Source organism: Paraburkholderia sp. BGA-UO-ETr-F21 (genome assembly GCF_059567925.1).
The window spans coordinates 211,007-234,295 of record NZ_JCAQOY010000007.1; the positions used below are offsets into that span (position 1 = coordinate 211,007).

A 23,289-nucleotide genomic window follows, 5' to 3' on the forward strand; every position below is an offset into this window, starting at 1 on the left:
CTGCGCCATACCCGCTGCCGGGTATGTTCATGACGCAGGCTTCTGCTGGCGCACGAGTTCGGCCAGCAGGCGCACGCCCGCCTCGATCTTGTCGAGCTTGATCGCCGAGAAGCCCATCCGGAAGCAGTGCTTCTGCTCCAGTCCGGTCATGAAGAACACACCGCCTGATTCGATCAGAATGCCGTGCTGTTCGGCGTCGGCGGCGAGGCGCACGGCGTCGAGCCACGGCGGCCCTTCCACCCAGCACGACGCGCCGCCCGTAATCGGGATGTAGCGCGCTTCGGGCATGTATGTGTCGAGCGCCGCCATCAACGCCAGCGCACGCTCGCGATAAGCGTGGGCGAGCCTGCGCAGCAGCGCGTCATGATGGCCGAGCGCGAGAAACGTCGCGAACGCACGCTGAATGTATGCCGCCGGATGCCGCACCATCAGACGGCGTAACGCGCGCAACTCATGCACCAGTTCGCGCGGACCCACGATATAGCCGAGCCGCAAGCCGGGCGCGAACGTCTTCGACAGACTGCCGATGTAGATCACGCGATCAGCCTTGTCCAAACTCTTGAGCGCCGGGTGCGGCATGCCTGAAAAATTATTCTCGCTTTCGTAGTCGTCTTCGATCAGCACGAAATCGTGCTCTTGCGCGAGTTCGAGCAACGCATGCCGGCGATCGATCGGCATGGTGGCCGTGGTCGGGCACTGGTGGCTCGGCGTCACGTAGACGTAATCGCATTGAGCAAAAAGCTGCGCGTCCTCGACGGGGCGCACGCCGCCCGCATCGACCGGCAACGGCACCAGTTGCGCATTGCGGTTCTCGAAGATATTGCGCGCGTCCGGATAGCCGGGGTTTTCGAATCCCACCGTGGTGCGCTCGCGCGCAAGCAGATCGGCCACCAGATATAACGCCTGCTGACAGCCGATCGTGATGACGATTTCATCCGGCATCGCGAACACGCCACGTCGCGGCAGCACACGCGTGCGGATCTGCTGGATCAGCGTGTCGTCGTCGCGGCCGATCAGATCCGGCGCCCAGTTGCGAATCTCCATCACCGAAAGCGCCTTCATGCAGCACTCGCGCCAGTCGTTGGTCGGAAAGAGCGACTGGTCGAACTGCCCGTAGATAAATGGATATTCGTAGTCCTGCCAGTTGCCCGGCTTGACAATGTTGCGCTGCGCGGAGGGCCGCCGCTGCACACGGTGCGCCCAATCGGGCCGCGCGGGCGCGGTGCCATGCTCGCCGCCGGGGACCGACTGCGACGGCTTGAAACCGTGGCGCCCCTCCAGCATCGCCGGATTGACGAAGTGCCCGCTGCGCTCGCGCGAAATCAGATAGCCCTCTTCCACGAGTTGCTGGTACGCCAGCACGACCGTATTTCTCGCGACGCTCAATTGATCGGCCAGTTCGCGGCTGGACGGCAGCGCGGTTTGCGGCGGCAGTTGGCCGTCCAGAATCGCGGCCACCAGCATCTGGCGAATCTGCCCTTGCAGGCTCATGTTCGAGTCGCTGGGACGCTGAAAACGCTGCGTCCAAAGGGCCGTCGCTGTACGGCTAGACATGCTTCCTCCTGAAAGTGAACAGGCCGCGCCGGCCATCGCGTCGCTCTTCGGCATAGCCGTCCGTCGCGATAGCAGTCATGGCGCGGGCCGGCCAGAGCGGCTTCGGATCGGGTCCGCGTTGGGTCCGGGTCGGTTCCCGATCTGGCTTGCGATCGGGTCCTGAGAGGTCCCCGAGCAGTCCCTGAGCGATCCCCGATTGCCATGTGGACTCAACGATCGGCGCCGTCTGGCACTAACTTGCCCGATTTTTTACTGACGATACTCGACTCACCCCGTCCACCGCGATCGGGACAAGCACCGGTCGTATCCACACGACTTCCATGCTCCATAGACAGCCACTTTTGAGACCTATTATGAAACGCCATAAAAGCCCGACCTCACGACCGTGGTTCCAATGGACGGCACGCTGCGTCCTGTCGCTGGTTTTCGCCGCCACGGCGAGCCTCGTGGCGACGCCCAGCCATGCGCAAGAAAAGGAAATCACGATCGCCTATCAGCAGATCGTCGACCCGTGGGTGGTCGGCATCGCGAACGGGTCGATCGAAAAGGCCACCGGCTACAAGATCAACTGGCGGCAATTCGAATCAGGCGCGAAAGTCGCGACCGCGCTGGCATCCGGTGACGTCAAGGTCGGCGTGATCGGTTCGAGCCCGCTTGCCGCCGCCGTGAGCCAGGGTCTCGACCTGCAGCTCTTCTGGATTCTCGACAACATCAACCAGGCTGAAGCGATGGTGGTGCGCAATGGCTCCGGCGTGGCGAAACCCGCGGATCTGAAGGGCAAGACCATCGGCGTGCCGTTCGTGTCGACGACTCACTATCACACCATGTTCGCGCTGCAGCACTGGGGCATCAATCCGTCTGACCTGAAGATTCTCAACATGCAGCCCAATCAGATCGTCGCGGCCTGGGCTCGCGGCGACATCGACGCCGCCTACGTGTGGGATCCGGCACTCGCGGAGCTGAAGAAAAGCGGCAAGGTGCTGATCACGTCCGGCGACCTCTCGAAACTCGGCAAGCCGACCTTCGACGGCATTGCCGTCGATCGCAAATGGGGCGAGGACCATAAAGACTTCATGGCCAAACTCGTCAAGGCAATCGCCGACGCCGACCAGCAGTACCGCAGCAATCCGTCGCAATGGAGCGCGACCTCGCCGCAAGCCGCCGCCATCGCGAAGATGATCGGCGGCTCGCCAGCGGACGTGCCGGGGTCGCTGTCGCTGTACGCCTTCCCCACGCTCGGCGAGCAGGCGTCCGCGCAATGGCTGGGTGGCGGCACGGCGAGCCGCGCCGCGCTCGCGCTGAAGGACACCTCGGAGTTCCTGAAAAGCCAGAAGCAGATTGGCGCCGTCCTGCCGGACTACTCGAAATTCGTGACGCCGGCTTACGCCGAAGCCGCCGCGCAACTCAAATGACGTAACCGTGATCCGGAATCAGGAGGCAACATGGAAAACATGACTGTCAGGAACGTGAGCGTGGTGTTCCCGGGGCGCCGGCCAGGTCAGACCGTGCAGGCGCTCGACGATATCAACCTGACTATCCGCTCAGGCGACTTCGTCGTCGCACTGGGGGCGTCCGGATGCGGCAAGACCACGCTGTTGTCGCTCATGGCCGGCTTCATCGCGCCGAGCCGGGGCGAGTTGCTGCTCGGCGGCGAACCGATTGCGGGGCCGGGCGCGGACCGCGGCGTGGTGTTCCAGAAGCACGCGCTATTGCCGTGGCTCAACGTGATCGACAACGCGGAATTCGGTCTCAAACTGCAAGGCGTGCCGCGCGCGCAGCGGCGCGAAATCGCCGTGCGCAACCTCGCGCTGGTCGGCTTGCAGGACTTCCACAAGCACATGATCTATCAGCTCTCGGGCGGGATGCAGCAGCGTGTCGGCATTGCCCGCGCGCTCACCTGCGATCCGGCAATGCTGCTGATGGACGAGCCGATGGCCGCGCTCGACGCGCTCACCCGCGAAACCATTCAGGAATTGCTGCTCGATGTCTGGAAGAAGACCAACAAGATGTTTTTCTTTATCACGCACAGCGTGGAGGAGGCACTCTTCCTAGCGAGCCGTCTGATCGTGATGTCGCCGCGTCCCGGCCGTATCACCCATACCTACGAACTGGACTTCAATCGCCGTTTTCTCGAAACGCGCGACGCACGGGCGATCAAATCGAGTCCCGATTTCATCGCCATGCGCGAGCGTGTCCTCAACATCATTTACGGCGACGAGAAGATGCACGCCGCCGAGGCCGGAGTCGCTCATGTTTAGTTCAAAATCCGCTCAGGCCGTTCTGCACGGCGAGGCCGCCCCCATGGAGACGAACACGCCGGCACGGCCGCCTCGGCAACCGGGGCGCGGGCCTCGCATGCTCGCGAAGAAACCCGCCCGGCCCGGCGATACGTTCGGCGTGCCGGGGCAAGGCAGCAGCGTCGCCACGAGCCTCATCACGGTGGCCGCATTTGTCGGACTCTGGTTCGCGGCGACCAATCTGCACTGGATCAAGCCGCTCTTTCTGCCGTCGCCGCAGGCCGTCTACGCGAAGTTCATCTTTGTCGCCACCGAAGGTTTCGCCAATTCCACGCTCGCGCAGCACACGGGTATCAGCCTGTTGCGGGTCTTCGGCGCATTCCTGCTCGCCTGCGTGAGCGCGATCCCCGTCGGCGTGATGATGGGCGTGTCGCGCTTCGCGCGCGGCGCGTTCGATCCGCCGATCGAGTTCTACCGCCCGTTGCCGCCTCTCGCCTATTTGCCGCTCATCATCATCTGGTTCGGCATCGGCGAATTTTCGAAGGTGCTGCTGATTTACCTCGCCATTTTCGCGCCGCTCGCCATTGCGGCCCGTGCAGGCGTGCGCTCGGTTTCGATCGAACAGATTCACGCCGCGTATTCGATGGGCGCCTCGCGCACACAGGTGGTCCTGTACGTGATCCTGAAGTCGGCGATGCCGGAGATCTTCACCGGCATGAGAATCGGCATCGGCGTCGGCTGGACGACACTGGTGGCCGCCGAAATGGTCGCTTCGACCAGCGGCCTCGGCTTCATGGTGCTCAACGCAGCGGAATTTCTGGCGAGCGACGTGGTCATCATGGGAATTATCGTGATTGGTTTCTTCGCGCTCTGCTTCGATCTGCTGATGCGTTATATCGAGCGCGTGCTGGTGCCCTGGAAAGGCAGGGTCTGACAAGGCGTCGCCGTGCTTCACTCACAAGGGCCTGCGGGCCCTTTCTCTTTCGCTTCAGCGTCGCAGTGATACGGCGCTGGACTCAGCGACTCCCCCAAGCTGGCTCTACCCCGTTGCCGTGCGCAACGGCAATATCGGTCGCAACGGTAAGGCAGTTGTCTTCCGCGATCGTTAATCCAGTCAGGGGGCCACGTGAACGCCATCGTCAAACCAGGCATGTCTTTTGGGGTTCGACACGAGACCATGCGCATCGGCGGTGAAAAGATCACGCGCGCGGAAGTCATCGACGTATTCAATCCCTATACGCGCGAGCTCGTCGGCACGGTTCCGAAAGCCACGGTAGACGACGTGCGGCACGCTTTCGACTACGCGCACGCATATCGCGCCAGCCTCACACGCTATGAGCGCGCGCAGATCCTGCGGCGCGCGGCGGATATGGTGCGCGAGCGGACCGGCGAAATCGCCGCTCTGATCACCGCCGAATCCGGGCTCTGCAAGAAAGATTCGCTATACGAAGCGGGCCGCGTCAGCGACGTATTGATCTTCGGCGCCGCCGAGGCGCTGAAGGACGACGGCCAGATTTTCTCCTGCGATCTGACGCCGCACGGCAAACAGCGCCGCGTCTATACGCAGCGCGAGCCGCTGCTCGGCGTGATCTGCGCGATCACGCCGTTCAATCATCCTATGAACCAGGTGGCGCACAAGATCGTGCCATCCATCGCCACCAATAACCGGATCGTCGTCAAACCGTCCGAGAAAGTGCCGCTGTCCACCTGCCTGCTCGCCGACATTCTCTACAGCGCCGGCCTGCCGCCACAGATGCTCCAGGTGGTCACGGGCGACCCGAAAGACATTGCGGACGAACTCATTACAAACCGGCACGTCGACCTCATTACGTTCACGGGCGGGGTCGCCATCGGCAAACACATCGCGAACAGGATGGGTTATCGGCGCGCGGTGCTCGAACTGGGCGGCAACGATCCGCTCATCGTGATGGAAGACGCGGACCTCGACGAGGCGAGCACGTTGGCCGTTTCCGGCTCGTACAAGAACTCCGGGCAGCGCTGCACCGCCATCAAGCGGATGCTCGTGCACGAAGCGGTGGCGGATCGCTTCGTTGAATTTCTGGTGGAAAAGAGTCGCGCGATACGTTACGGCGATCCGGCCGATCCCACTACCGACATGGGCACCGTGATCGACGAGGACGCCGCGATCTTCTTCGAAGCGCAGGTCAACGACGCCGTCAATCGCGGCGCGAAGCTGCTGCTCGGCAACGTGCGCCGCGGCGCGCTTTATTCGCCGACCGTGGTCGATCGCGTCACGCCGGATATGCCGCTCGTGCGATATGAAACTTTCGGTCCGGTTTCGCCGGTCATCCGCTTCCGCGATATCGACGAAGCGATCCGGATTTCCAACTCGACGGACTACGGCCTGTCCTCTTCCGTCTGCACGAACCGGCTCGATTACATCACGCGATTTATCACGGAGTTGCAGGTGGGCAGCGTGAACGTGCGCGAGGTGCCCGGCTACCGCCTCGAACTGACGCCGTTCGGCGGCATCAAGGACTCGGGGCTCGGCTACAAGGAAGGCGTTCAGGAAGCGATCAAGAGCTTCACCAACGTGAAGACGTACTCGTTGCCGTGGCTGTGACAGCGCTGCCACGGCCATTTGCCACCGGCGCGAGCCCAACCCGCCAAACAGCCGCCCCAAACCAAATGCCAACCGATTTTGATACAAAACGTTCCATTTATTTGAATTTAGGTTGACGCACCGAAGCGACTGACCTACATTTCAAACACCAATCATTTTTCGGTATTTTTTGTTCCATTTATTTCGACGAATCGGAGACACCCATGAGCGAGCAGAATCCTTCCCAACGCGACGCTACCGCCGACAACCGTGTCAGCGGCCCGCAGGCCATGACGCCGTCGGAAGCGTTCGTCGAAACCCTGGCGGCCAACGGCGTGACCGATATGTTCGGCATCATGGGTTCGGCGTTCATGGACGCCATGGACATTTTTGCGCCCGCCGGCATCCGTCTGATTCCGGTGGTGCATGAGCAAGGCGCCGGCCATATGGCCGACGGCTACTCGCGCGTGTCGGGACGCCACGGCGTGGTGATCGGCCAGAACGGCCCTGGCATCAGCAACTGCGTCACAGCCATTGCGGCAGCCTACTGGGCGCACAGCCCGGTCGTGATCGTCACACCGGAAGCGGGCACCATGGGGATCGGTCTGGGCGGCTTCCAGGAAGCCAAGCAACTGCCCATGTTCCAGGAATTCACCAAGTATCAAGGCCATGTCACCCATCCGGCACGCATGGCGGAATTCACCGGCCGCTGTTTCGACCGCGCCATGGCGGAGATGGGACCGACCCAGCTCAATATCCCGCGCGATTACTTCTACGGCCAGGTCAAAGTGGAAATCCCCCAGCCGCAGCGTCTCGATCGCGGCGCAGGCGGTGAGCAACGCCTGAACGAAGCGGCAGAACTGCTCGCGCAAGCGAAGTTCCCGGTGATCATTTCAGGCGGCGGCGTGGTGATGGCCGACGCGATCGAAGAATGCAAGGCGCTCGCCGAGCGACTGAACGCGCCGGTCGTGAACAGCTACCTGCACAACGATTCGTTCCCGGCCAGCCATCCGCTGTGGTGCGGCCCGCTCGGCTATCAGGGCTCGAAGGCCGCCATGAAGCTGCTTTCGCGCGCCGACGTCGTGATCGCGCTCGGCTCGCGTCTCGGACCGTTCGGCACGCTGCCGCAGCACGGCCTGGACTACTGGCCGACCAACGCGAAGATCATCCAGATCGATGCCGATCACAAGATGCTCGGTCTCGTGAAGAAGATCTCGGTCGGCATTTGCGGCGACGCGAAGGCCGCCGCCGTCGCGCTGACCGAGCGCCTTGCCGGACGCAAGATTGCCTGCGACGCCACGCGCGAAGAACGCTGCGCTCAGATCGCCGCAGAAAAAGCGGCATGGGAGAAAGAGCTCGACGATTGGACACACGAGCGCGACGCCTACAGCCTCGACATGATCGAAGAGCAGAAGCACGAACGCACGCCTGGCGGCGGCACCTATCTGCATCCGCGCCAGGTGCTGCGCGAGCTGGAAAAGGCCATGCCGGAAGACGTGATGGTGTCGACCGACATTGGCAACATCAACTCGGTGGCCAACAGCTATCTGCGCTTCAACAAGCCGCGCAGCTTCTTCGCGGCGATGAGCTGGGGCAATTGCGGCTACGCGTTTCCGACCATCATCGGCGCCAAGGTCGCCGCGCCGCACCGCCCGGCCGTTTCATATGCGGGCGACGGCGCATGGGGCATGAGCCTGATGGAAACCATGACCTGCGTGCGTCATAACATTCCGGTGACGGCAGTGGTGTTCCACAACCGCCAATGGGGCGCAGAGAAGAAGAACCAGGTGGACTTCTACAATCGCCGCTTCGTGGCGGGCGAACTCGATAACCAGAGCTTCGCGGCCATTGCCCGCGCGATGGGCGCCGAAGGCATCGTGGTGGATCGTCTCGAAGATGTCGGCCCCGCGCTCAAGCGAGCGATCGACGCGCAGATGAACAGCGGCAAGACCACCATCATCGAGATCATGTGCACCCGTGAACTGGGCGATCCGTTCCGCCGCGACGCGCTCTCCAAGCCTGTGCGCATGCTCGACAAGTACAAGGACTACGTTTAACGGTTCGGGCGCGCGCGGGCACCGTGCACAGGCAGACGGAGCCCGCAGTGCTCACAGGCCGGAAACAGGCGCGCCCTCGCGGGCGCTCTGTCTCCGGCTTCTTCGTTGCGCGTCTCGCTGTCTCTCCAAACGGCCATTTCCATGAAAGCCATCAACCGCATCATTGAACAAGCGCGTCGTTCACCCATGCGTATCGTGCTGAGCGAGGCCGAAGATCCGCGCGTGTTGCAGGCCGCACAGCGCGCGAGCCGCGAAGGCATTGCCCGCATTCTGCTCGTGGGCGACGCCACGCGCATTCGCGAGGCCGCAGCCCGCTTCGACGTCGATCTGTCGGCAATGGAGTTGGTGGACCCCGTAGCTTCCGCGCTCGCACCGTTATATGCCGAGGAACTGTTCGCTCTGCGCGGCAAAAAAGGCATGACGCTCGAACAGGCACGCAAAGAAATCCTCAACCCACTCTGCTTCGCGAACCTGATGGTGCGACTCGGCCATGCGGACGGCTCCGTGTCCGGCGCGGTCAACACCACCGCCGACGTGGTGCGCACCGCGATCCAGATCATCGGCATCGCGCCTTCCTTCAGGCTCGTATCGAGCTTCTTCCTGATGATGCTGTGCGAGCCGTTCCACACGCTCAAGGGCGGCCTGATTTTCTCGGACTGCGCACTCGTGGTGGAGCCCGATGCCGGCCAGCTCGCCGAAATCGCGATCGCCGCCGCGGACAGCGCGCAAAGCCTTCTGATGGACGAGCCGCGCGTGGCGATGCTGTCGTTTTCGACCAGCGGCAGCGCTCACCATGCGGCCGTCGACAAAGTGGTCAATGCGACCCGCATCGTGCAGGAACGCCGCCCGCATCTCGCGATCGACGGCGATGTGCAACTCGACGCGGCCATCGTTTCCGAAATCGCGCTGCGCAAAGTCAAGCACTCGCAGGTGGAGGGCCACGCCAACGTGCTGGTGTTTCCAAGTCTGGAAGCGGGCAACATCGGCTACAAGCTGGCCGAGCGGATCGGCGGTGCGAAGGCGATCGGCCCGCTGCTGCAAGGCCTGCGCAAGCCGGCCAACGACCTGTCGCGCGGCTGCAGCGCGGACGACATCTACTACGTGACCGCCGTCACCGCGGTCCAGGCGCAAGCCGCGCTCACACATCCCGACGTCCTCCTCACACCGTCTCTTTCATGATCGTTCAGAAGTTGCTGCCTCTCCTCGTGCTGATGGGCTTTGCGAGCTATTTTCAAACCATCACCGGCTTCGGCCTGAGCATGATCGTCATCGGCGCGGCCAGCGGCTTCGAACTGGCGCCGGTCACGAGTCTCGCCGCCCTGCTCAGCCTCGTGACACTCGCCAATAGCGCGACCGCCTTGCCCGGCAAATTCCATCACATCGACTGGCGCGCGGTGGGCGCCGCCACGCTGGGCGTCCTGCCCTCCGTGGTGGCGGGCGTGCTGGTGCTGAATCTGCTGAGCAACGCGGCCTCCAGCGTATTGCAACTGCTGCTGGGCGCCGTGGTGCTGTACGGCGGCCTGAGTGCGGCACTGCGTCCGGCGCCGCTCGCGTGCCGCTCGGCCGATAGGAGTTTCTTCGTCAGCGGACTGTTCGGCGGTCTGCTGAGCGGCATGTTCGGCGTATCCGGGCCACCGTTGATTTTTCAGTTCTATCGTCAGCCGCTCTCGCTCATGCAGATCCGCTACGCGCTGATTCTGATCTTCACGGTGACTTCGATCACCCGCACGTTGTTTAGCGCGTACGAGGGCCAACTCGACGCCGACCTCTGGATGCAGGCCGCCTTCGCGGTCCCGGTCGTCGCACTCATGACGATGGTGGCGCGGCAGTACCCGCCGCCGCTATCGGGCGTGATGACGCGCCGCATCGCGTTCGCGATTCTGATGGTGATCGGCGCTTCGTTGATCCTGCATGCGCTGCAGCAGTTGGTGCGCTGACGCGCGAGCCAGACCGTTCCCGAGCTTCACAGTCCCGTTACCGCCGCGCGCCGATCCAGCCGACGAGTTCGGCGAACAGCGACATGTCAGGCGGCGCGGACAGATCGACAGCAAGGCAACGGCGGTAATATGGACTCAGATCGAGTCCCACGCCAAGACCGAGCAATTCGACGTCGCGCGCGGCTTCATTGCGCGCCACTACCTGCTTCAGGTGATTGTCGAGGTAATAGGTATCGTTGACCTGTGCGGTCGCGGTATCCATCGGACTGCCGTCCGAGATCACGACGAGGATGCGCCGCGCCTCGGCGCGCGCACGCAGCCGCGTGCAGGCCCAATCGACCGCTTCGCCGTCCACGCCCTCGCGGAACAGATCGGCCTTGAACAGTGCGGCGATGTCGGCGCGAGCGCGCCGCCAGCTTGTCGCGGCATCTTTGAAGACCAGGTGGGCGACCTCGTTGAGCCGCCCCGGATGATGCGGCCGGCCGCCGGCAAGCCAGTCGAGCCGCGCGCGGCCGCCATTCCATGCGCCGGTCGAAAACCCCAGCACCTCGCTGGACACACCGGCCTGATCGAGCGCGCGCGTGAGCACATCCACCAGCATCGCCACCGGCTCGATATAGGTTCGCATGGACCCCGAACAATCGATGAGAAAGCTCACCACGCAATCGGCGAGCGGTTTGTGCCGCTCCAGCACGAACAAGCGCCGCTCGGCCGGCGAGCAGACCAGTTGCGCGAGACGCCGGCCGTCGATACGCCCGTGCTCTTCACCGAACGACCAGCCATCGCGTTGCGGCACGGCGAGCGCGGCCTTCAGCGCATACGCGAGCCGCGGCACGTTGATGCGCTGCGCGGCGATCCGCTTGTCGAGCCGGTCGCGATACTCGGCGAGTAACTCGCGCCGAATCCGCGAGCCGGGCATCAATTCGCGGTCGTAGCGCGTGGTGTACGCGAGGTAGCGTTGCCCGGCGTCGCGCAGAACACGGCTGTCGCCGGTGGCCGCGAGACCCATGTCGACCTGCTCGCCTTCGTCGGTATCGAACCACAGCGCGAACATGGCGCGCACGGCTTCGTCGTCTTCCGGCGCCTGCTCGTTTTCTTCAAGGGACTGCGCGCGTGCTTCACGCATCATCTGGCTGACGAGACGAGCTAGTTCGAGCGCATGAATCGCGAACGTGCCCTGCTCCGTCCGATACCGCCGCAGCGCCGCGAGCGGCACGCCCAGCGTCGGCGTGATCGCGGCGCGGGTGGCTTCGATCAGGCCTTCGGTCTCTTCCAGCACGGGCCAGCCCGACAAACGCGACCAGACGATCTGGGAGACCGTATAAAGCAGAATGCCCAAGTGGCCGTCGGCAAGTCCGGTGCGATAAAAAGCCCTCGACCATGTTTCGAAGCGATGCCGCAGATTCCGCGCGAGCCCCGGCATGCCGGCAGGCGCGAGCGCTTCGCAACGCAGCTGCTCGAAGAGTTCGAACATGAGGCGCTCAACGGGCTCGACGGGGCACAGGCTCGCGTGGAGAGCCGCATCGGAATGCGTCAAACGCAGCGCGGCGCCATCCGCTGCTCCACGCAAGGAAAGCAGATCATCAACCCGCGGGTCAGTGCGCAGATGCGGCGCATGAAGCGGCAGCGCACGCAAGCCACGATACAGACAGCCGGCACGGTAATGCAGCGCGGCGTCGCCGGTCAACGCGCGCACCGCCGCCGCACACAGGTTCTGACGCTGCTCCGCGCGGCGCGTGGCTTGCCGCTCGGCAGCGCTCATTGCGCCACCATCGAATGGGCCTCGCGCTCAGGCGCGCTTTCCAGCTCACTGTCGAAGCAGCGCTGGAAATACTCGGCCACGATGGGCCGTTCCGCTTCGTCGCACTTGTTGACGAAGGTGAGGCGAAACGCCATGGCGGGATCGCGGAAAATCTGGCAGTTCTCCGCCCAGTCGATCACCGTGCGCGGCGACATCAGCGTGGACAGATCGCCGGCGGCAAAGCCCTTGCGCGTCAGTTCCGCGACACTGATCATCGACTCGATCAGTGCGCGGCCGGCAGCGTCGGCGAGTTCCGGCACACGTGCGAGCACGATGCCGGCCTCCTCGGCGCGAGGCAGATAGTTGAGCGTGGCCACGACGTTCCAGCGGTCCATCTGCGCGTGATTCAGCAACTGCGTGCCGTGATACATGCCGTTCAGATTGCCCAGGCCGACGGTATTGGTCGTGGCGAACAGCCGGAAATACGGGTGCGGGTGAATCACGCGATTCTGATCGAGCAGCGTGAATTTGCCGTCGCGCTCCAGAATGCGCTGGATCACGAACATGACGTCGGGACGGCCGGCGTCGTATTCGTCGAAGATCAGCGCCATGGGCCGTTGCAGTGCCCAAGGCACGATGCCTTCCTGGAACTCGGTCACCTGCAGGTCGTCGCGCACGATGATGGCGTCTTTGCCCACCAGATCGAGACGGCTGATATGCCCGTCCAGATTCACGCGCACGCACGGCCAGTTCAGCCGGGCCGCGACCTGTTCGATGTGGGTCGACTTACCCGTGCCATGCAGGCCCTGCACCATCACGCGGCGCTCGCGCATGAAGCCGGCGAGAATCGCCAGTGTCACTTCAGCATTGAAGCGGTACGCCTCGTCAACTTCCGGAACGTGGTCGTCACGGTCGCTAAAAGCCGGCACCATCAAGCCTGAATCGATGCCGAACAACGTACGCACTGAGACCATCCGGTCCGGTTTGCCTGTCACGATATCGGTCACTACGGTCTCCTTCGCGCTATGTCTGAACGGCGGGCGGTGCGGCGCTCAGCAGCCGCACACGGCCTTGCCGGGTCATCATACGCACTTTCTTTTTTCGATACAAATCATCTCGTTTTTTATAGCTGCGATTTTGGACCGTAAGTATCAGCGGTGACGATGCCGGTATTCGACCGTCTCCGGCTCGCGAAAGAGTTCGTCGGTTTTGCGCACGCGCAGCAGATAAGCGAGCAGCAGCACGCCGAGACTCGCGACACCGAACCAGAGCGGCTGACGTTGCTCCGGAATAAAGGCCATCGCGACCAGAATGCCCACCATGCCGAGGATCGCGACCCACGTGAGGTACGGATAGCACCACATCCTCACTCGCAGCTTCTGCGGCGCATCCCGCTCGATGCGGGCACGCAGTTTCAGTTGCGAGATCGCAATCAGCACGTAGACGAAAATCGCCACCGTGCCGTACGAATTCACGAGAAACGCGAACACGGTATCCGGCGAGACGTACGACATGACGACCGACGCGTAGCCGAATACGGTACCGATCAGAATCGCGCGCACCGGCACGCCACGGCGATTGACCTTGGCGAGCGCGGCGGGCGCGTCGCCGTGGCGCGTCAGCGCGAAGATCATCCGCGACGCCGCGTAGAGACCGGAATTGAGCGCTGACAGTACCGCCGTGAGCACGATGGCGTTCATGACGCTGGCGGCGGCCGGGATACCCATCGCATCGAGCGCGCTGACATAGGGCGTCGCCATCTTCGGCGAGTTCCACGGCACGAGCGCAACGACGAGCAGAATCGAGCCCACATAAAAGACCAGCACGCGCGTAATCACCGAGTTGGTCGCTTTGGCGACTGCCTTCGCGGGCTCCTGCGCTTCGGCCGCCGCGATGGTGACGATTTCCGCGCCGAAGTAAAAACCCGTGGCGGCGACCGCACCGCTCAGCACCGGTCCAATGCCTTTGGGCATCAGCCCACCGTGCGAGAGCAGCGTCGGCAGCACTTCGGTAACGTGCTTCGACGCGGGCCACAGCCCCAGCACGTACATGCCGCCGAGAAACAGAAACACCATGATCGCCGCGACCTTGATCGATGCGAACCAGAACTCGAATTCACCGTAACTGCCGACCGAGACGAGGTTGGTCGCCGTGAGCGTCACCAGCAACACGAGACTGATCGCCCATGCGGGCACGTCGGGCAACCAGAACTGCACAAGCTTCGCACCCGCAACCGCCTCGACCGCCACGACGATGACCCAGAAATACCAGTACATCCAGCCGGTCAGAAAGCCGGCCAGGTTGCCGGAGGCACGCTTGCCGCCGAATGCCAGCCGCGCGTATTCGTAGAACGAGCCGACGGCCGGCATCGCGCAGGCCATTTCGCCAAGCATCCGCATGACCAGCACGACCAGTGCGCCGGTGATCAGAAACGACAACACCGCCGCGGGGCCGGCCTGCTGCACCACCACACCGCTGCCGACGAAGAGCCCTGCGCCGATCACGCCGCCTAGCGCGATCATCGTCATGTGGCGCTGCTTGAGGCCCGCCTTCAATTCCGTTGTATCTGTTGATTGCTGCATGTCACCTCCACGTTCCGTCATCCGATCGCGGGCGGAACGGCTCTGCAAGAGCAGCCGCCCGAGTCCCGGCGTCTTCAATCACGGATGGGGCGAGGACGCTTCGGCGTCTCGCCATATGATTTTTTATGAAGCACCGCACTGCACCGGCGCATGGTGCCAGTGTGCACCGTTTGCGCCCTGCGGGCGGCAAGTTTCGAGCCGAGGGCGGCATGAGCGAGGGCTAGCCGCCGCTCGCCGTATCAGGGTTTCTCGTCGCGGCGGAAATACAGTTGATACAGCATCCGCTGGCCGATCCGCCGGAACGGCGCGAACGGGTGCCCGGGCAATGGCGACGTGAAAATCGGCAGTGTCTGCTTCGCGCCCTTTCCCGCAATGCGTTCGGCGAGCCGGCGCCCCGCCTGCTGCGAATACGACACGCCGTTGCCGCCGTAACCGAGCGCGTAGTACACGGTCTGCATCGGATCCGGCTGATACACGCGCGGCATCATGTCGTGACTGACGTCCACCCAGCCCCACCACGAGTAGTCGATCGTGACGCCACGCAAGGCCGGAAACTTGCGGACCATGCCTTCCACCAGCAGATCGTAATGGCGCGAATTGGGCGCGTCGGCGCCGGTGATCGCGGAACGGCTGCCGATCTGCAAGCGGTTGTCCGGCAGGAAACGGTAATAGAAGCGCAACGTGCGCGTATCCGTGAGCACCTGGGTCGTGCGAAAGTTGCACGCGGCGATTTCCTGCTTCGTGAGCGGACGCGTGACCATCGAATTCGACAGGATCGGCATGATGCGGCTGCGCAGCGAAGCGTGCAGCGTCTGTGCCGTATACGCCCCGGTCGCAATACCGACCGCACGCGCGCGCACGGTGCCGCCGGGTGTGCGCAGATGATGCACGCCATTGATGGTTTCCCACCCGAGCACGGGGCTCGCCGGATGCACCCTGGCGCCCGCTTCACGGGCAAGCCGCAGATAACCAAAGGCGAGCTTCAACGCATGAATGCCGATCCCTTCCGGCTCGTGAAGCGCGCCGGCCGCTTCCGCGTCGTTGACATACTCGCGCTGGAAGGTGCGCTTGTCGATCAGTTCGGACGGATAGCCGAACACGTCCTTCCATACCTTGGCCTCGGCGGCCAGCTTTTGCATGATGCGCGGACGGTGCGCGATCAGAAAATGGCCACCGGGTTGCGGATCGCAATCGATCTCCGCGATCAGCGACTTGAAGTTATCGAACCCTTCCTGAATCTCGTCGTGCATTTTCAACGCGACATCTTTACCCCAGCGCTCGATCCATTGGGAACGCGACAGACGGCCCGAGGCGTTCTGACCTTGCCCACCGTTGCGGCTGCTGCAACCCCAGCTCGTCTTGTTGGCTTCCAGCACGACCGCCTTGATGCCGTGCTCCCGTGCGAGACAGAGCGCGGTGGCGAGCCCGGTATAGCCGCCGCCGATAATCGCCACATCCACGTCGACGTCCGCCGTGATCGGGCCGTCGTCTTCGGGTGGCGTGCCCGCGGTCGCGACCCAGTAGGTCGGCGCGTATTGCTTGCCCCATCCCGGTCCGGGCGACACCAGCGGGTCGTACGCCGGATCGTAGCGCGTATCGTCTTCGCGGGCGGACGGCATGCCTTGCGCGACGCGTTCGATTTCACTGTGCTCCATGTGAAGCTCCCGATCAGCGTACGAGGTTCTGCTTCGGACGTTCCTTGCGAAACGCCCGCTTCACCGCGATGAGGCCGTCGCGGAACTCGAACAGGTCGCATCCTTCCGCCTCGATACGCCAGCCCTCCGCGTGCGTTCCCGTGAACACCCACTCGGACACGCCGCGTTCGCCGCTCACGTAGTGGCGTCCCTTGCCCCAATGTGCGTCGGGAAAGGTCTTGAACACCGCTTCGAACGCCGCACGTGTGGCGTCGCGGCCGACGAAACGCGTGCCGAAGACTTCCGGACCGCCTGCTGCATCGAACACGCAATCGTCGGTCATGAAGGTCATCAACGCGTTGGCGTCATGACGATTGAACGCATCGGAAAACGCGGCCAGCGTGTCGGCCGTGACGTGCTGCAGTGGGGTCTGTGTTTGAGCCATTGCTCTCTCCTCCTGGATGACTTTCGATAAGGCATGAGACGCCGCCATCGGCTGGCGATCCGTGAGGAAATTGTAGGCAGGGGGGGTGCCCGGCCGGTAGGTCCAGTGCGGTGCTTTCGCCTGGTGCAGCAGGCGCAAACGTGGCCCATGAAGCGGATCTCGACACGCGCGGCGCCCTCTTTGCGGCGCCCGCTGAATTGGACTCATCGACTCCCGTGAACTGGCTCTATGGTTCTGGTTTTTTGTTCGGCAACACTGCGGGTACTGGCCGTTACCTGTACCGATTGCCTGTCCTTGCGCGACTGCCAGAGCTGATGGCCGCGCGTGTCCATGACTTCACGCTGCTAGGAGTTGAGGTGCTCAAACTATTTATCGGACTCGGCATTCCCTATCTGGGCGTGATCGGACTGCTGCCGTGGGTGGCTTCCGTCGACCGCTTCGTATTGGGCGTGCCGTTCATCTATGCGTGGATCTTCGCGTGGTTCATCCTCACCTCCGGCTGCCTGATGATCTGCTGGCGCGTGTTCGACAGCCGCCACGACGAGTCCCACCCGCAAAACCGCTAAAGGAGTGTCCGGATGGCCACCGCAGTCTTTCTCGGCTTCCTCGCTTTCTCGCTTTACCTCGCGATCCGTTCGAACAAGGGACGCGGTCCGCAGAGCGTGCATGATTTCTTCGTCGCATCGCGGCAGTTCGGTGCGTACCTCGTCTTCTTTCTCGCAGCCGGCGAGATCTACAGCATCGGCACGATGGTCGGCTTTCCGGGCGGCATCTATGCGAAAGGGCCGACATACGGCGTCTGGTTTCTCGGCTACATTCTGCTCGCCTATCCGGTGGGCTATTTCATCGGCCCGAAGATCTGGCAAGCCGGCAAGCGCTACAACGCGATCACGCTGCCCGATCTGTTCAAGGGACATTTCCAGAGCCGCTCGCTCGAACTGATCGTTGCAGGCTCCGCGATCGTGTTTCTCTTGCCATGGGGCCAACTGCAATTTACCGGCCTCGTTGCCGCGCTGAACGGTCTCGGCTGGAACTTCAAACCGCTCTATCTGATCCTGATTTCGGCATTGCTCGCGTTCACGTATATCGCGATCGCGGGCGTGCGGGCATCGGCTTATATCGCCGTGCTCAAGGATATCCTGATGGTCGTGGCGATCGTCGTGACCGGCGTCGCCGTATCGATGGAAGTCGGGGTGACCGATGTCTTTCATGCAGCCAGCCAGCATGTGAGCAACCGGATGAACTCGCACCAGCTGACCTTCTCGATGAGCACCATGTTGTTCCAGTCGCTCGGCTTCTACGTCATGCCGTTCGCGGTACAGAATTTTTTCACCGCGAAGAGCGCCAACACGATCCGCCGCACTCAGGTCGCCATGCCGCTTTACATGCTGATGTATCCGTTTCTCGTGGTCGCGTCGTACTATGCGATCAGTCAGAACCTGCATCTCGCCTCGCCGAATGAAGCGTTCTTCGCGGCCGCGATCCGGCTGTTGCCGGGTTGGCTGCTTGGCCTCGTCGCCGCCGGCGCGTCGCTGTCCGGGCTGCTCGTGCTGGCCGGCATCTGTCTCGCGATCGGCCCGATCGTGACTCGCAATCTCCTGCCGGGCATGCCGGAGGCCCGCCAGAAAACGAGCGCGAAGGTGGTGATCGTGCTGTACCTGCTGGTGTCGATCGTGATGACGCTGCTCACGCCGAATCTGATGCTCACGCTGATCAACACCACCTATTACGGCGTGACGCAATTTTTCCCCGGCGTGATGGTCGTTCTGTTCGGACTGCGCGTGCGGCCGGCTGCCATTGCATCGGGCATGTTGACCGGGCAAGTGCTGGCGATCATTCTTTACGTGCTGCAAATCGACCTTGGCGGCTTCAATCTGGGGCTGGTATGCCTCGGCGTGAACCTGCTGGTCGTCACTGCGGTGAACCTCACCGCGAAACCGAGCCGCGCGCACGCGCTGGGTTGAAACTGAGCTGAACGAACTTCGATCATAGCCCTATGACTCAACGAGAAGAGAAGCGCCCGACGACCCAGGTGTTCGTCGCGAAGAAAATCGTGACGATGAATCCCATGCAGCCCTACGCGACACACGTCGCGATTCGCGACGGCAGGATCCTCTCGGTTGGCGATGCAGAGGATGTGCAGCAATGGGGCGACGCCGAAATCATCGACACCTTCAACGACAAAGTGTTGATGCCTGGTTTTGTCGAAGGCCATTGCCATCTGATGGAAGGCGCGATGTGGGACGCCGTTTATGTCGGCTACTACGACCGGCGCGGCCCCGATGGCCGGCGCTGGCCGGGCCTGAAGACGCTGGACGCCGTGATCGAACGCCTGCGCGCGGCCCAGGCGGAGATGACGTCCCCAGACGCTGCACTGCTCGCCTGGGGCTTCGATCCCATCTTCTTCGGCACCGCTCGCCTGACCGTGCGGGAACTGGACACGGTGTCCGCCGAGCGGCCCATCGTGATCCTGCATGCGAGCGTTCACTTGATGAACGTCAATTCGGCCATGCTGTCTCGCGCGGGCATCGACGAGGAAACGGATATCGACGGCATCGACAAAGACGACAGCGGCCAGCCGACCGGCGAGTTGCAGGAGTTCGCGGCAATGTTTCCGGTCTACCGCGTGATCGGCTCGGGCCTCTCGATCGCCGCGAGCGAAAGCGCGAACGCCATCTGGAATTTCGGCCGGGTCGCCCAACTCGCGGGCGTGACGACCGCCACCGATCTGGTCAACGACTTCTCCGAACTGGGCAATCGCAACCTGCGCGAAGTCACCGCGAATGCGGATTTTCCGGTGCGCATCGTGCCTGCGTTCGCACCGCAACGCAGTCCTGAAGGCGGCGCTCAACAGGTGCTCGCCGCCATGCGGACCGCCACGCCTAAGCTGCAGTTCGGTCCCGTCAAGTTTATCGTCGACGGTTCGATTCAAGGGTTCACCGCGCGCCTGAAATGGCCCGGCTATCTGAACGGCAAGCCCAATGGCTTATGGCTGATTCCGCCGAGCCAGTTCGTCGAGGTGTTCGCGCCATTTCACGAAGCGGGCCTGCAACTTCACGTTCACACCAACGGCAACGAAGCGACCCAACTCGTGCTCGACGCGTTCGAGCAGCTTCTCGCACGCCATCCGCGCCGCGATCACCGGCATACGCTGCAGCACTGCCAGATGGCCGACGCGAGTCAACTGGCGCGAGCCAAAAGCCTCGGCCTGTGCATCAATTTTTTCTCGAACCACATTTTCTACTGGGGCGATGCGCACTATACGCAAACCATGGGTGCGGACCGCGCGAATCGCATGAACGCGGCGGAGTCCGCGCGCCGCCTGGGCATTCCGTTCGCGTTTCATTCCGATGCGCCTATTACGCCGCTGAATCCACTGTTCACCGCGTGGTGCGCTTCGCAGCGCGAGACGTCGTCAGGCCGCGTGCTCGGTGTGAACGAACGCGTGCCGATTGCCGACGCGTTGCGCGCAATCACGCTCGGCGCCGCTTACACGCTGAAAATGGATCATCTGGTGGGCAGTATCGAAGTCGGCAAATTCGCGGATTTCGCGGTGCTCGCGGAAGATCCTGCCGAGGTCGCGCCGCAGCGTCTCAAGGAACTGGAAGTGTGGGGCACGGTGCTCGGCGGCCGGATCTTCCAGGCGCCGGCCGGATGAGCGCGATTCCACTTGTCGTTATCGGCGGTTATCTCGGCGCCGGCAAGACGACACTGCTCAACCATGTTCTGAGCAACGCCGGATCGCGGCGCATCACCGTGCTCGTCAATGACTTCGGCTCGATCAATATCGATGCTTCGCTGATTCGCCAGCGCACCGGCGACGTGATCAATCTGGAGAACGGCTGCGTCTGCTGTTCGATCGGCGGCCGGCTGGTCGAGGCGCTGCTCGCCGTGAGTGCGCGCCCCGATACGCCGGATCTGCTGATCATCGAGGCGAGCGGCGTGTCCGACCCGCTCCGCATCGCACAGATCGGCTTGCTCGATCGCGCGTTTCGTCTGGACGGCATCGTCGTGCTCGTGGACGCGGAGCGCATCGAAGCAACGCTGGCCGATCCTTATGTCGGCGACATTGCGCAGCGGCAGATCGAGGGCGCCACGGCCATCGTTTTGAACAAGATGGATCTGCTCGACGGGCCTTCGCGCCGGGCGGTCGCGGAGCGCGTCGAAGCGCTCTCGCGCAGCCGCGTCATGGTGCAGGCGACGCACGCCGCCGTGCCGCCCGGTCTGATCTTCGACCAGCATATGACGCCTGCGCGTGACACCCCCGCGCTATCGCTGCACGCCTCTCCCATGCCGCGAGACTTGTGCAGCTTTTCGTTCGCCACCCAGGCGTGCCTGAACCGGAAGAAGCTCAAGGAAGCGCTGCAAGGTTTTTCGGCGAAGCTGTTGCGCGCGAAGGGGTTCGTCCGTCTGGAGAGTGACGGCGCGTTGCATGAGTTGCATGTGGTCGGCAATCGCGTGATGATCAGCGCGTCCTCTGCCCGGACCAGCGAGGAGTCGCAGATCGTGCTGATCGGCATGTTCGATCCGAAAGACCAGGCGGAGGCGACTGCCGCTCTCAAGGGCGCGGAAATCGCCACGTGATCCCGGAAGCGCAGCAGACCGCCGGTGCACCTACCGCCTCAACTCCGAAACGATCTTCTCCGCCAGAAAATCACACGGCGGTCGCTTCGAAGCGGTGCTGCGCGCCAACACCATTTCGAGCGCCTGAATCTCGGGCAAGCCGTGCGCACGCCCGAGCAACGTGAAATGCGCCGGGACCGCGCATCGCGCGAGGGGGACAATCGCAAGTCCTGCTTCGGCCATCGACAGCAGGCCGAGCAGACTCGGGCTTTCATACGAGGTCCGATAGGGAATCTTCGCGCGTTCAAGGCTGCGAATGGCATTTTCCCGCGCCACACTGCCCGGCAGAAACACGGCGATCGGCAGCGGCCGTTCGCGCCAGATTTCATCGGCGCTCGGCGCCGCTGCCCACTCCATCGGCTCGAGCCGGATGAACTCGCCGGACAGGCCCTTCACTCGCGTTGCGCACACCAGATCGACCGAGCCGTCTTTCACCATCGGCGCCAATGCGACACTCGGCAAACCGACCACCTGAATCTCCACCTTCGGATAGCTTGCGGAGAATTTCTTCAGGATCGGCGGCAGCAGCGACGACGCGTAGTCGTCCGGCACGCCGATGCTCACTCGCCCGGTCACGTCAGGCCGCACCACCGCGGCCCACGCCTCCTCGCGCAAGGCGAGCATGCGGCGGGCGTAGGTCAGCAGCACTTCGCCGTCCTGCGTCGGAACCACATTTCTCGGCTTGCGTACGAACAGCGGCTTGCCGAGCGCGCTCTCGAGCGTCTTGATCTGCATGCTCACCGCAGACTGCGAGCGATGCACGACTTCCGCCGCCCGGCTGATATTGCCGGTGTCGGCGACAGCCACGATCATGGTCATCACGTCCAGGTCGAGCGCTTTCAATGGGCTTGGTATCAGAAAAGTGAATAGATTCGATCAATTTTACGCGATTTTCTAAGACAGTGACATCGGGCATAGTGACCGCAAAGGAGCCAGTCAATGAACGCCCGTACCGATTTCTCAGTGCTTGCCGTACCGGAATTGTCGTTTGCGACCATCGCATCCGGCATCTGCGTGCCGTATGTCGAGTGCGGAGAGGGCGAGCCGCTGGTCTTCGTGCACGGCTCGCTCTGCGACTATCGCTACTGGAGCGCGCAGACCGCGGCACTGTCGCAGCATTTCCGCTGCATCTCGGTGAGCCTGAGCCACTACTGGCCCGCGAACGAGGCTTGCATTCAGGGCGAGTTCGGCTGGCAAACGCACGTCGCCGAACTGGCCGAGTTCATCGAGGCGATCGGCCTTGCGCCCGTCCATCTGGTCGGCCATTCGCGGGGCGGCTGCGTGGCGTTCCATGTCGCGCGCGACTATCCACGGCTGGTGAAATCGCTGACGCTCGCGGACCCGGGCGGCCCGCTGCAGATCGACGGCACGGCGGAGGCGTCGCTGCCGCCCGCGACCAACGTGCTGCGTGCGCGCGTCGCCGACCTGATCGAGAGCCGGGAAATCGACGCGGGACTGGAGCTTTTCGTCGACTCGGTGAGCGCACCCGGATCATGGCGCAAGAGTCCGGCGTCCTTCCGCACCATGGCGATCGACAATGCGGACACGCTCCCCAAGCAGTTCCGCGATCCCCTGCCCGCCTATTCCCATGAGGCGGCGCGCGACGTGAAATGCCGGACCTTGCTGATCGACGGGCAGCGCAGCCCCCGCATGTTCCGTAACAACGTCGAGAAGCTCGCTGAATGGATCGGCTATGCGGAGAGGCAAACCATTGCCGGTGCGTCGCACGGCATGAATGTCTCAAATGCCGGCGCGTTCAACCGGCTCCTGCAGGCGTTCGTCAGCTTCTGATTCCATTGCGGATGTTCGCCGACGCGCTCCCCTCGCGTCGGAGCGCGGCTCGCCGCGCACCTCCTCAGCCGATCGCATTCGCCGATCGCATTCGCCGATCGCATTTGCCGACGCATTTGCCGACG

General features: G+C 63.2%; 19 protein-coding genes. 12 read left to right on the plus strand and 7 right to left on the minus strand.

Annotation, left to right across the window (positions count from 1 at the left end):
- Positions 1 to 27: 27 nt before the first annotated feature.
- Positions 28 to 1,554, minus strand: a complete 1,527-nt coding sequence (gene pdxR, locus AC57B1_RS05815) for a MocR-like pyridoxine biosynthesis transcription factor PdxR (protein WP_408300115.1) — start codon at positions 1,552 to 1,554, stop codon at positions 28 to 30.
- Between the two features lie 353 nt (positions 1,555 to 1,907).
- Here pdxR and tauA point away from each other — a divergent pair, with 353 nt between their 5' ends.
- The 7 genes from tauA to AC57B1_RS05850 all read left to right on the plus strand — a co-directional run bounded on the left by tauA (position 1,908) and on the right by AC57B1_RS05850 (position 10,348).
- Positions 1,908 to 2,966, plus strand: a complete 1,059-nt coding sequence (gene tauA / locus AC57B1_RS05820) for a taurine ABC transporter substrate-binding protein (RefSeq protein ID WP_177205152.1) — start codon at positions 1,908 to 1,910, stop codon at positions 2,964 to 2,966.
- 30 nt (positions 2,967 to 2,996) lie between these two features.
- On the plus strand, positions 2,997 to 3,812 hold the full coding sequence (locus AC57B1_RS05825; RefSeq protein WP_408300119.1) for a taurine ABC transporter ATP-binding protein: 816 nt from the start codon (positions 2,997 to 2,999) through the stop codon (positions 3,810 to 3,812).
- Complete coding sequence (locus AC57B1_RS05830; protein WP_496416935.1) at positions 3,805 to 4,725, plus strand: ABC transporter permease subunit; 921 nt, start codon at positions 3,805 to 3,807, stop codon at positions 4,723 to 4,725. Before AC57B1_RS05825 ends, AC57B1_RS05830 begins: the two co-directional genes overlap by 8 nt.
- A 216-nt stretch (positions 4,726 to 4,941) precedes the next feature.
- On the plus strand, positions 4,942 to 6,375 hold the full coding sequence (gene phnY / locus AC57B1_RS05835) for a phosphonoacetaldehyde dehydrogenase (protein WP_408342737.1): 1,434 nt from the start codon (positions 4,942 to 4,944) through the stop codon (positions 6,373 to 6,375).
- Positions 6,376 to 6,578: 203 nt separating this feature from the next.
- Positions 6,579 to 8,411, plus strand: a complete 1,833-nt coding sequence (gene xsc / locus AC57B1_RS05840) for a sulfoacetaldehyde acetyltransferase (RefSeq protein ID WP_496416936.1) — start codon at positions 6,579 to 6,581, stop codon at positions 8,409 to 8,411.
- A 141-nt stretch (positions 8,412 to 8,552) separates the two neighbouring features.
- On the plus strand, positions 8,553 to 9,590 hold the full coding sequence (gene pta, locus AC57B1_RS05845; RefSeq protein ID WP_496416937.1) for a phosphate acetyltransferase: 1,038 nt from the start codon (positions 8,553 to 8,555) through the stop codon (positions 9,588 to 9,590).
- Positions 9,587 to 10,348 carry a sulfite exporter TauE/SafE family protein gene (locus tag AC57B1_RS05850; RefSeq protein ID WP_496416938.1) on the plus strand — a complete coding sequence of 254 codons (762 nt, stop codon included), beginning with the start codon at positions 9,587 to 9,589 and terminating at the stop codon, positions 10,346 to 10,348. Before pta ends, AC57B1_RS05850 begins: the two co-directional genes overlap by 4 nt.
- A 37-nt stretch (positions 10,349 to 10,385) precedes the next feature.
- On the opposite strand, the gene AC57B1_RS05855 is transcribed toward AC57B1_RS05850, so the two are convergent.
- The 5 genes from AC57B1_RS05855 to AC57B1_RS05875 all read right to left on the minus strand — a co-directional run bounded on the left by AC57B1_RS05855 (position 10,386) and on the right by AC57B1_RS05875 (position 16,750).
- Complete coding sequence (locus AC57B1_RS05855; protein WP_496416939.1) at positions 10,386 to 12,110, minus strand: cobaltochelatase CobT-related protein; 1,725 nt, start codon at positions 12,108 to 12,110, stop codon at positions 10,386 to 10,388.
- On the minus strand, positions 12,107 to 13,096 hold the full coding sequence (locus tag AC57B1_RS05860) for an AAA family ATPase (protein ID WP_496416940.1): 990 nt from the start codon (positions 13,094 to 13,096) through the stop codon (positions 12,107 to 12,109). The genes AC57B1_RS05855 and AC57B1_RS05860 overlap by 4 nt, the downstream gene beginning before the upstream one ends.
- Before the next feature lie 144 nt (positions 13,097 to 13,240).
- A complete protein-coding gene (locus AC57B1_RS05865; protein ID WP_091806954.1) occupies positions 13,241 to 14,671 on the minus strand; it encodes an amino acid permease in 1,431 nt (476 codons plus the stop codon).
- Positions 14,672 to 14,910: 239 nt separating this feature from the next.
- Positions 14,911 to 16,326, minus strand: coding sequence for an NAD(P)/FAD-dependent oxidoreductase (locus AC57B1_RS05870; RefSeq protein WP_496416941.1), 1,416 nt, complete (start codon positions 16,324 to 16,326; stop codon positions 14,911 to 14,913).
- A 13-nt stretch (positions 16,327 to 16,339) separates the two neighbouring features.
- Positions 16,340 to 16,750 carry a nuclear transport factor 2 family protein gene (locus AC57B1_RS05875; RefSeq protein WP_091806951.1) on the minus strand — a complete coding sequence of 137 codons (411 nt, stop codon included), beginning with the start codon at positions 16,748 to 16,750 and terminating at the stop codon, positions 16,340 to 16,342.
- A gap of 356 nt (positions 16,751 to 17,106) precedes the next feature.
- Here AC57B1_RS05875 and AC57B1_RS05880 point away from each other — a divergent pair, with 356 nt between their 5' ends.
- From AC57B1_RS05880 to AC57B1_RS05895, 4 genes are read left to right on the plus strand one after another with little or no spacing between them, the layout of a single operon-like run.
- On the plus strand, positions 17,107 to 17,316 hold the full coding sequence (locus AC57B1_RS05880; protein ID WP_091809144.1) for a DUF3311 domain-containing protein: 210 nt from the start codon (positions 17,107 to 17,109) through the stop codon (positions 17,314 to 17,316).
- Between the two features lie 12 nt (positions 17,317 to 17,328).
- Positions 17,329 to 18,714, plus strand: coding sequence for a sodium:solute symporter family protein (locus tag AC57B1_RS05885; protein WP_091806949.1), 1,386 nt, complete (start codon positions 17,329 to 17,331; stop codon positions 18,712 to 18,714).
- A gap of 32 nt (positions 18,715 to 18,746) precedes the next feature.
- Positions 18,747 to 20,408: an amidohydrolase gene (locus AC57B1_RS05890; RefSeq protein WP_496416942.1), complete on the plus strand. Its 1,662-nt coding sequence runs from the start codon at positions 18,747 to 18,749 to the stop codon at positions 20,406 to 20,408.
- Positions 20,405 to 21,334 carry a CobW family GTP-binding protein gene (locus AC57B1_RS05895; RefSeq protein WP_408342288.1) on the plus strand — a complete coding sequence of 310 codons (930 nt, stop codon included), beginning with the start codon at positions 20,405 to 20,407 and terminating at the stop codon, positions 21,332 to 21,334. The genes AC57B1_RS05890 and AC57B1_RS05895 overlap by 4 nt, the downstream gene beginning before the upstream one ends.
- Before the next feature lie 30 nt (positions 21,335 to 21,364).
- On the opposite strand, the gene AC57B1_RS05900 is transcribed toward AC57B1_RS05895, so the two are convergent.
- The gene (locus AC57B1_RS05900; RefSeq protein WP_177205202.1) at positions 21,365 to 22,186 is read right to left on the minus strand and encodes a LysR substrate-binding domain-containing protein; all 822 of its coding nucleotides are present in this window, start codon (positions 22,184 to 22,186) and stop codon (positions 21,365 to 21,367) included.
- Positions 22,187 to 22,312: 126 nt separating this feature from the next.
- Here AC57B1_RS05900 and AC57B1_RS05905 point away from each other — a divergent pair, with 126 nt between their 5' ends.
- Positions 22,313 to 23,164, plus strand: coding sequence for an alpha/beta fold hydrolase (locus AC57B1_RS05905; RefSeq protein WP_408483449.1), 852 nt, complete (start codon positions 22,313 to 22,315; stop codon positions 23,162 to 23,164).
- The last annotated feature ends 125 nt before the right edge of the window (positions 23,165 to 23,289 follow it).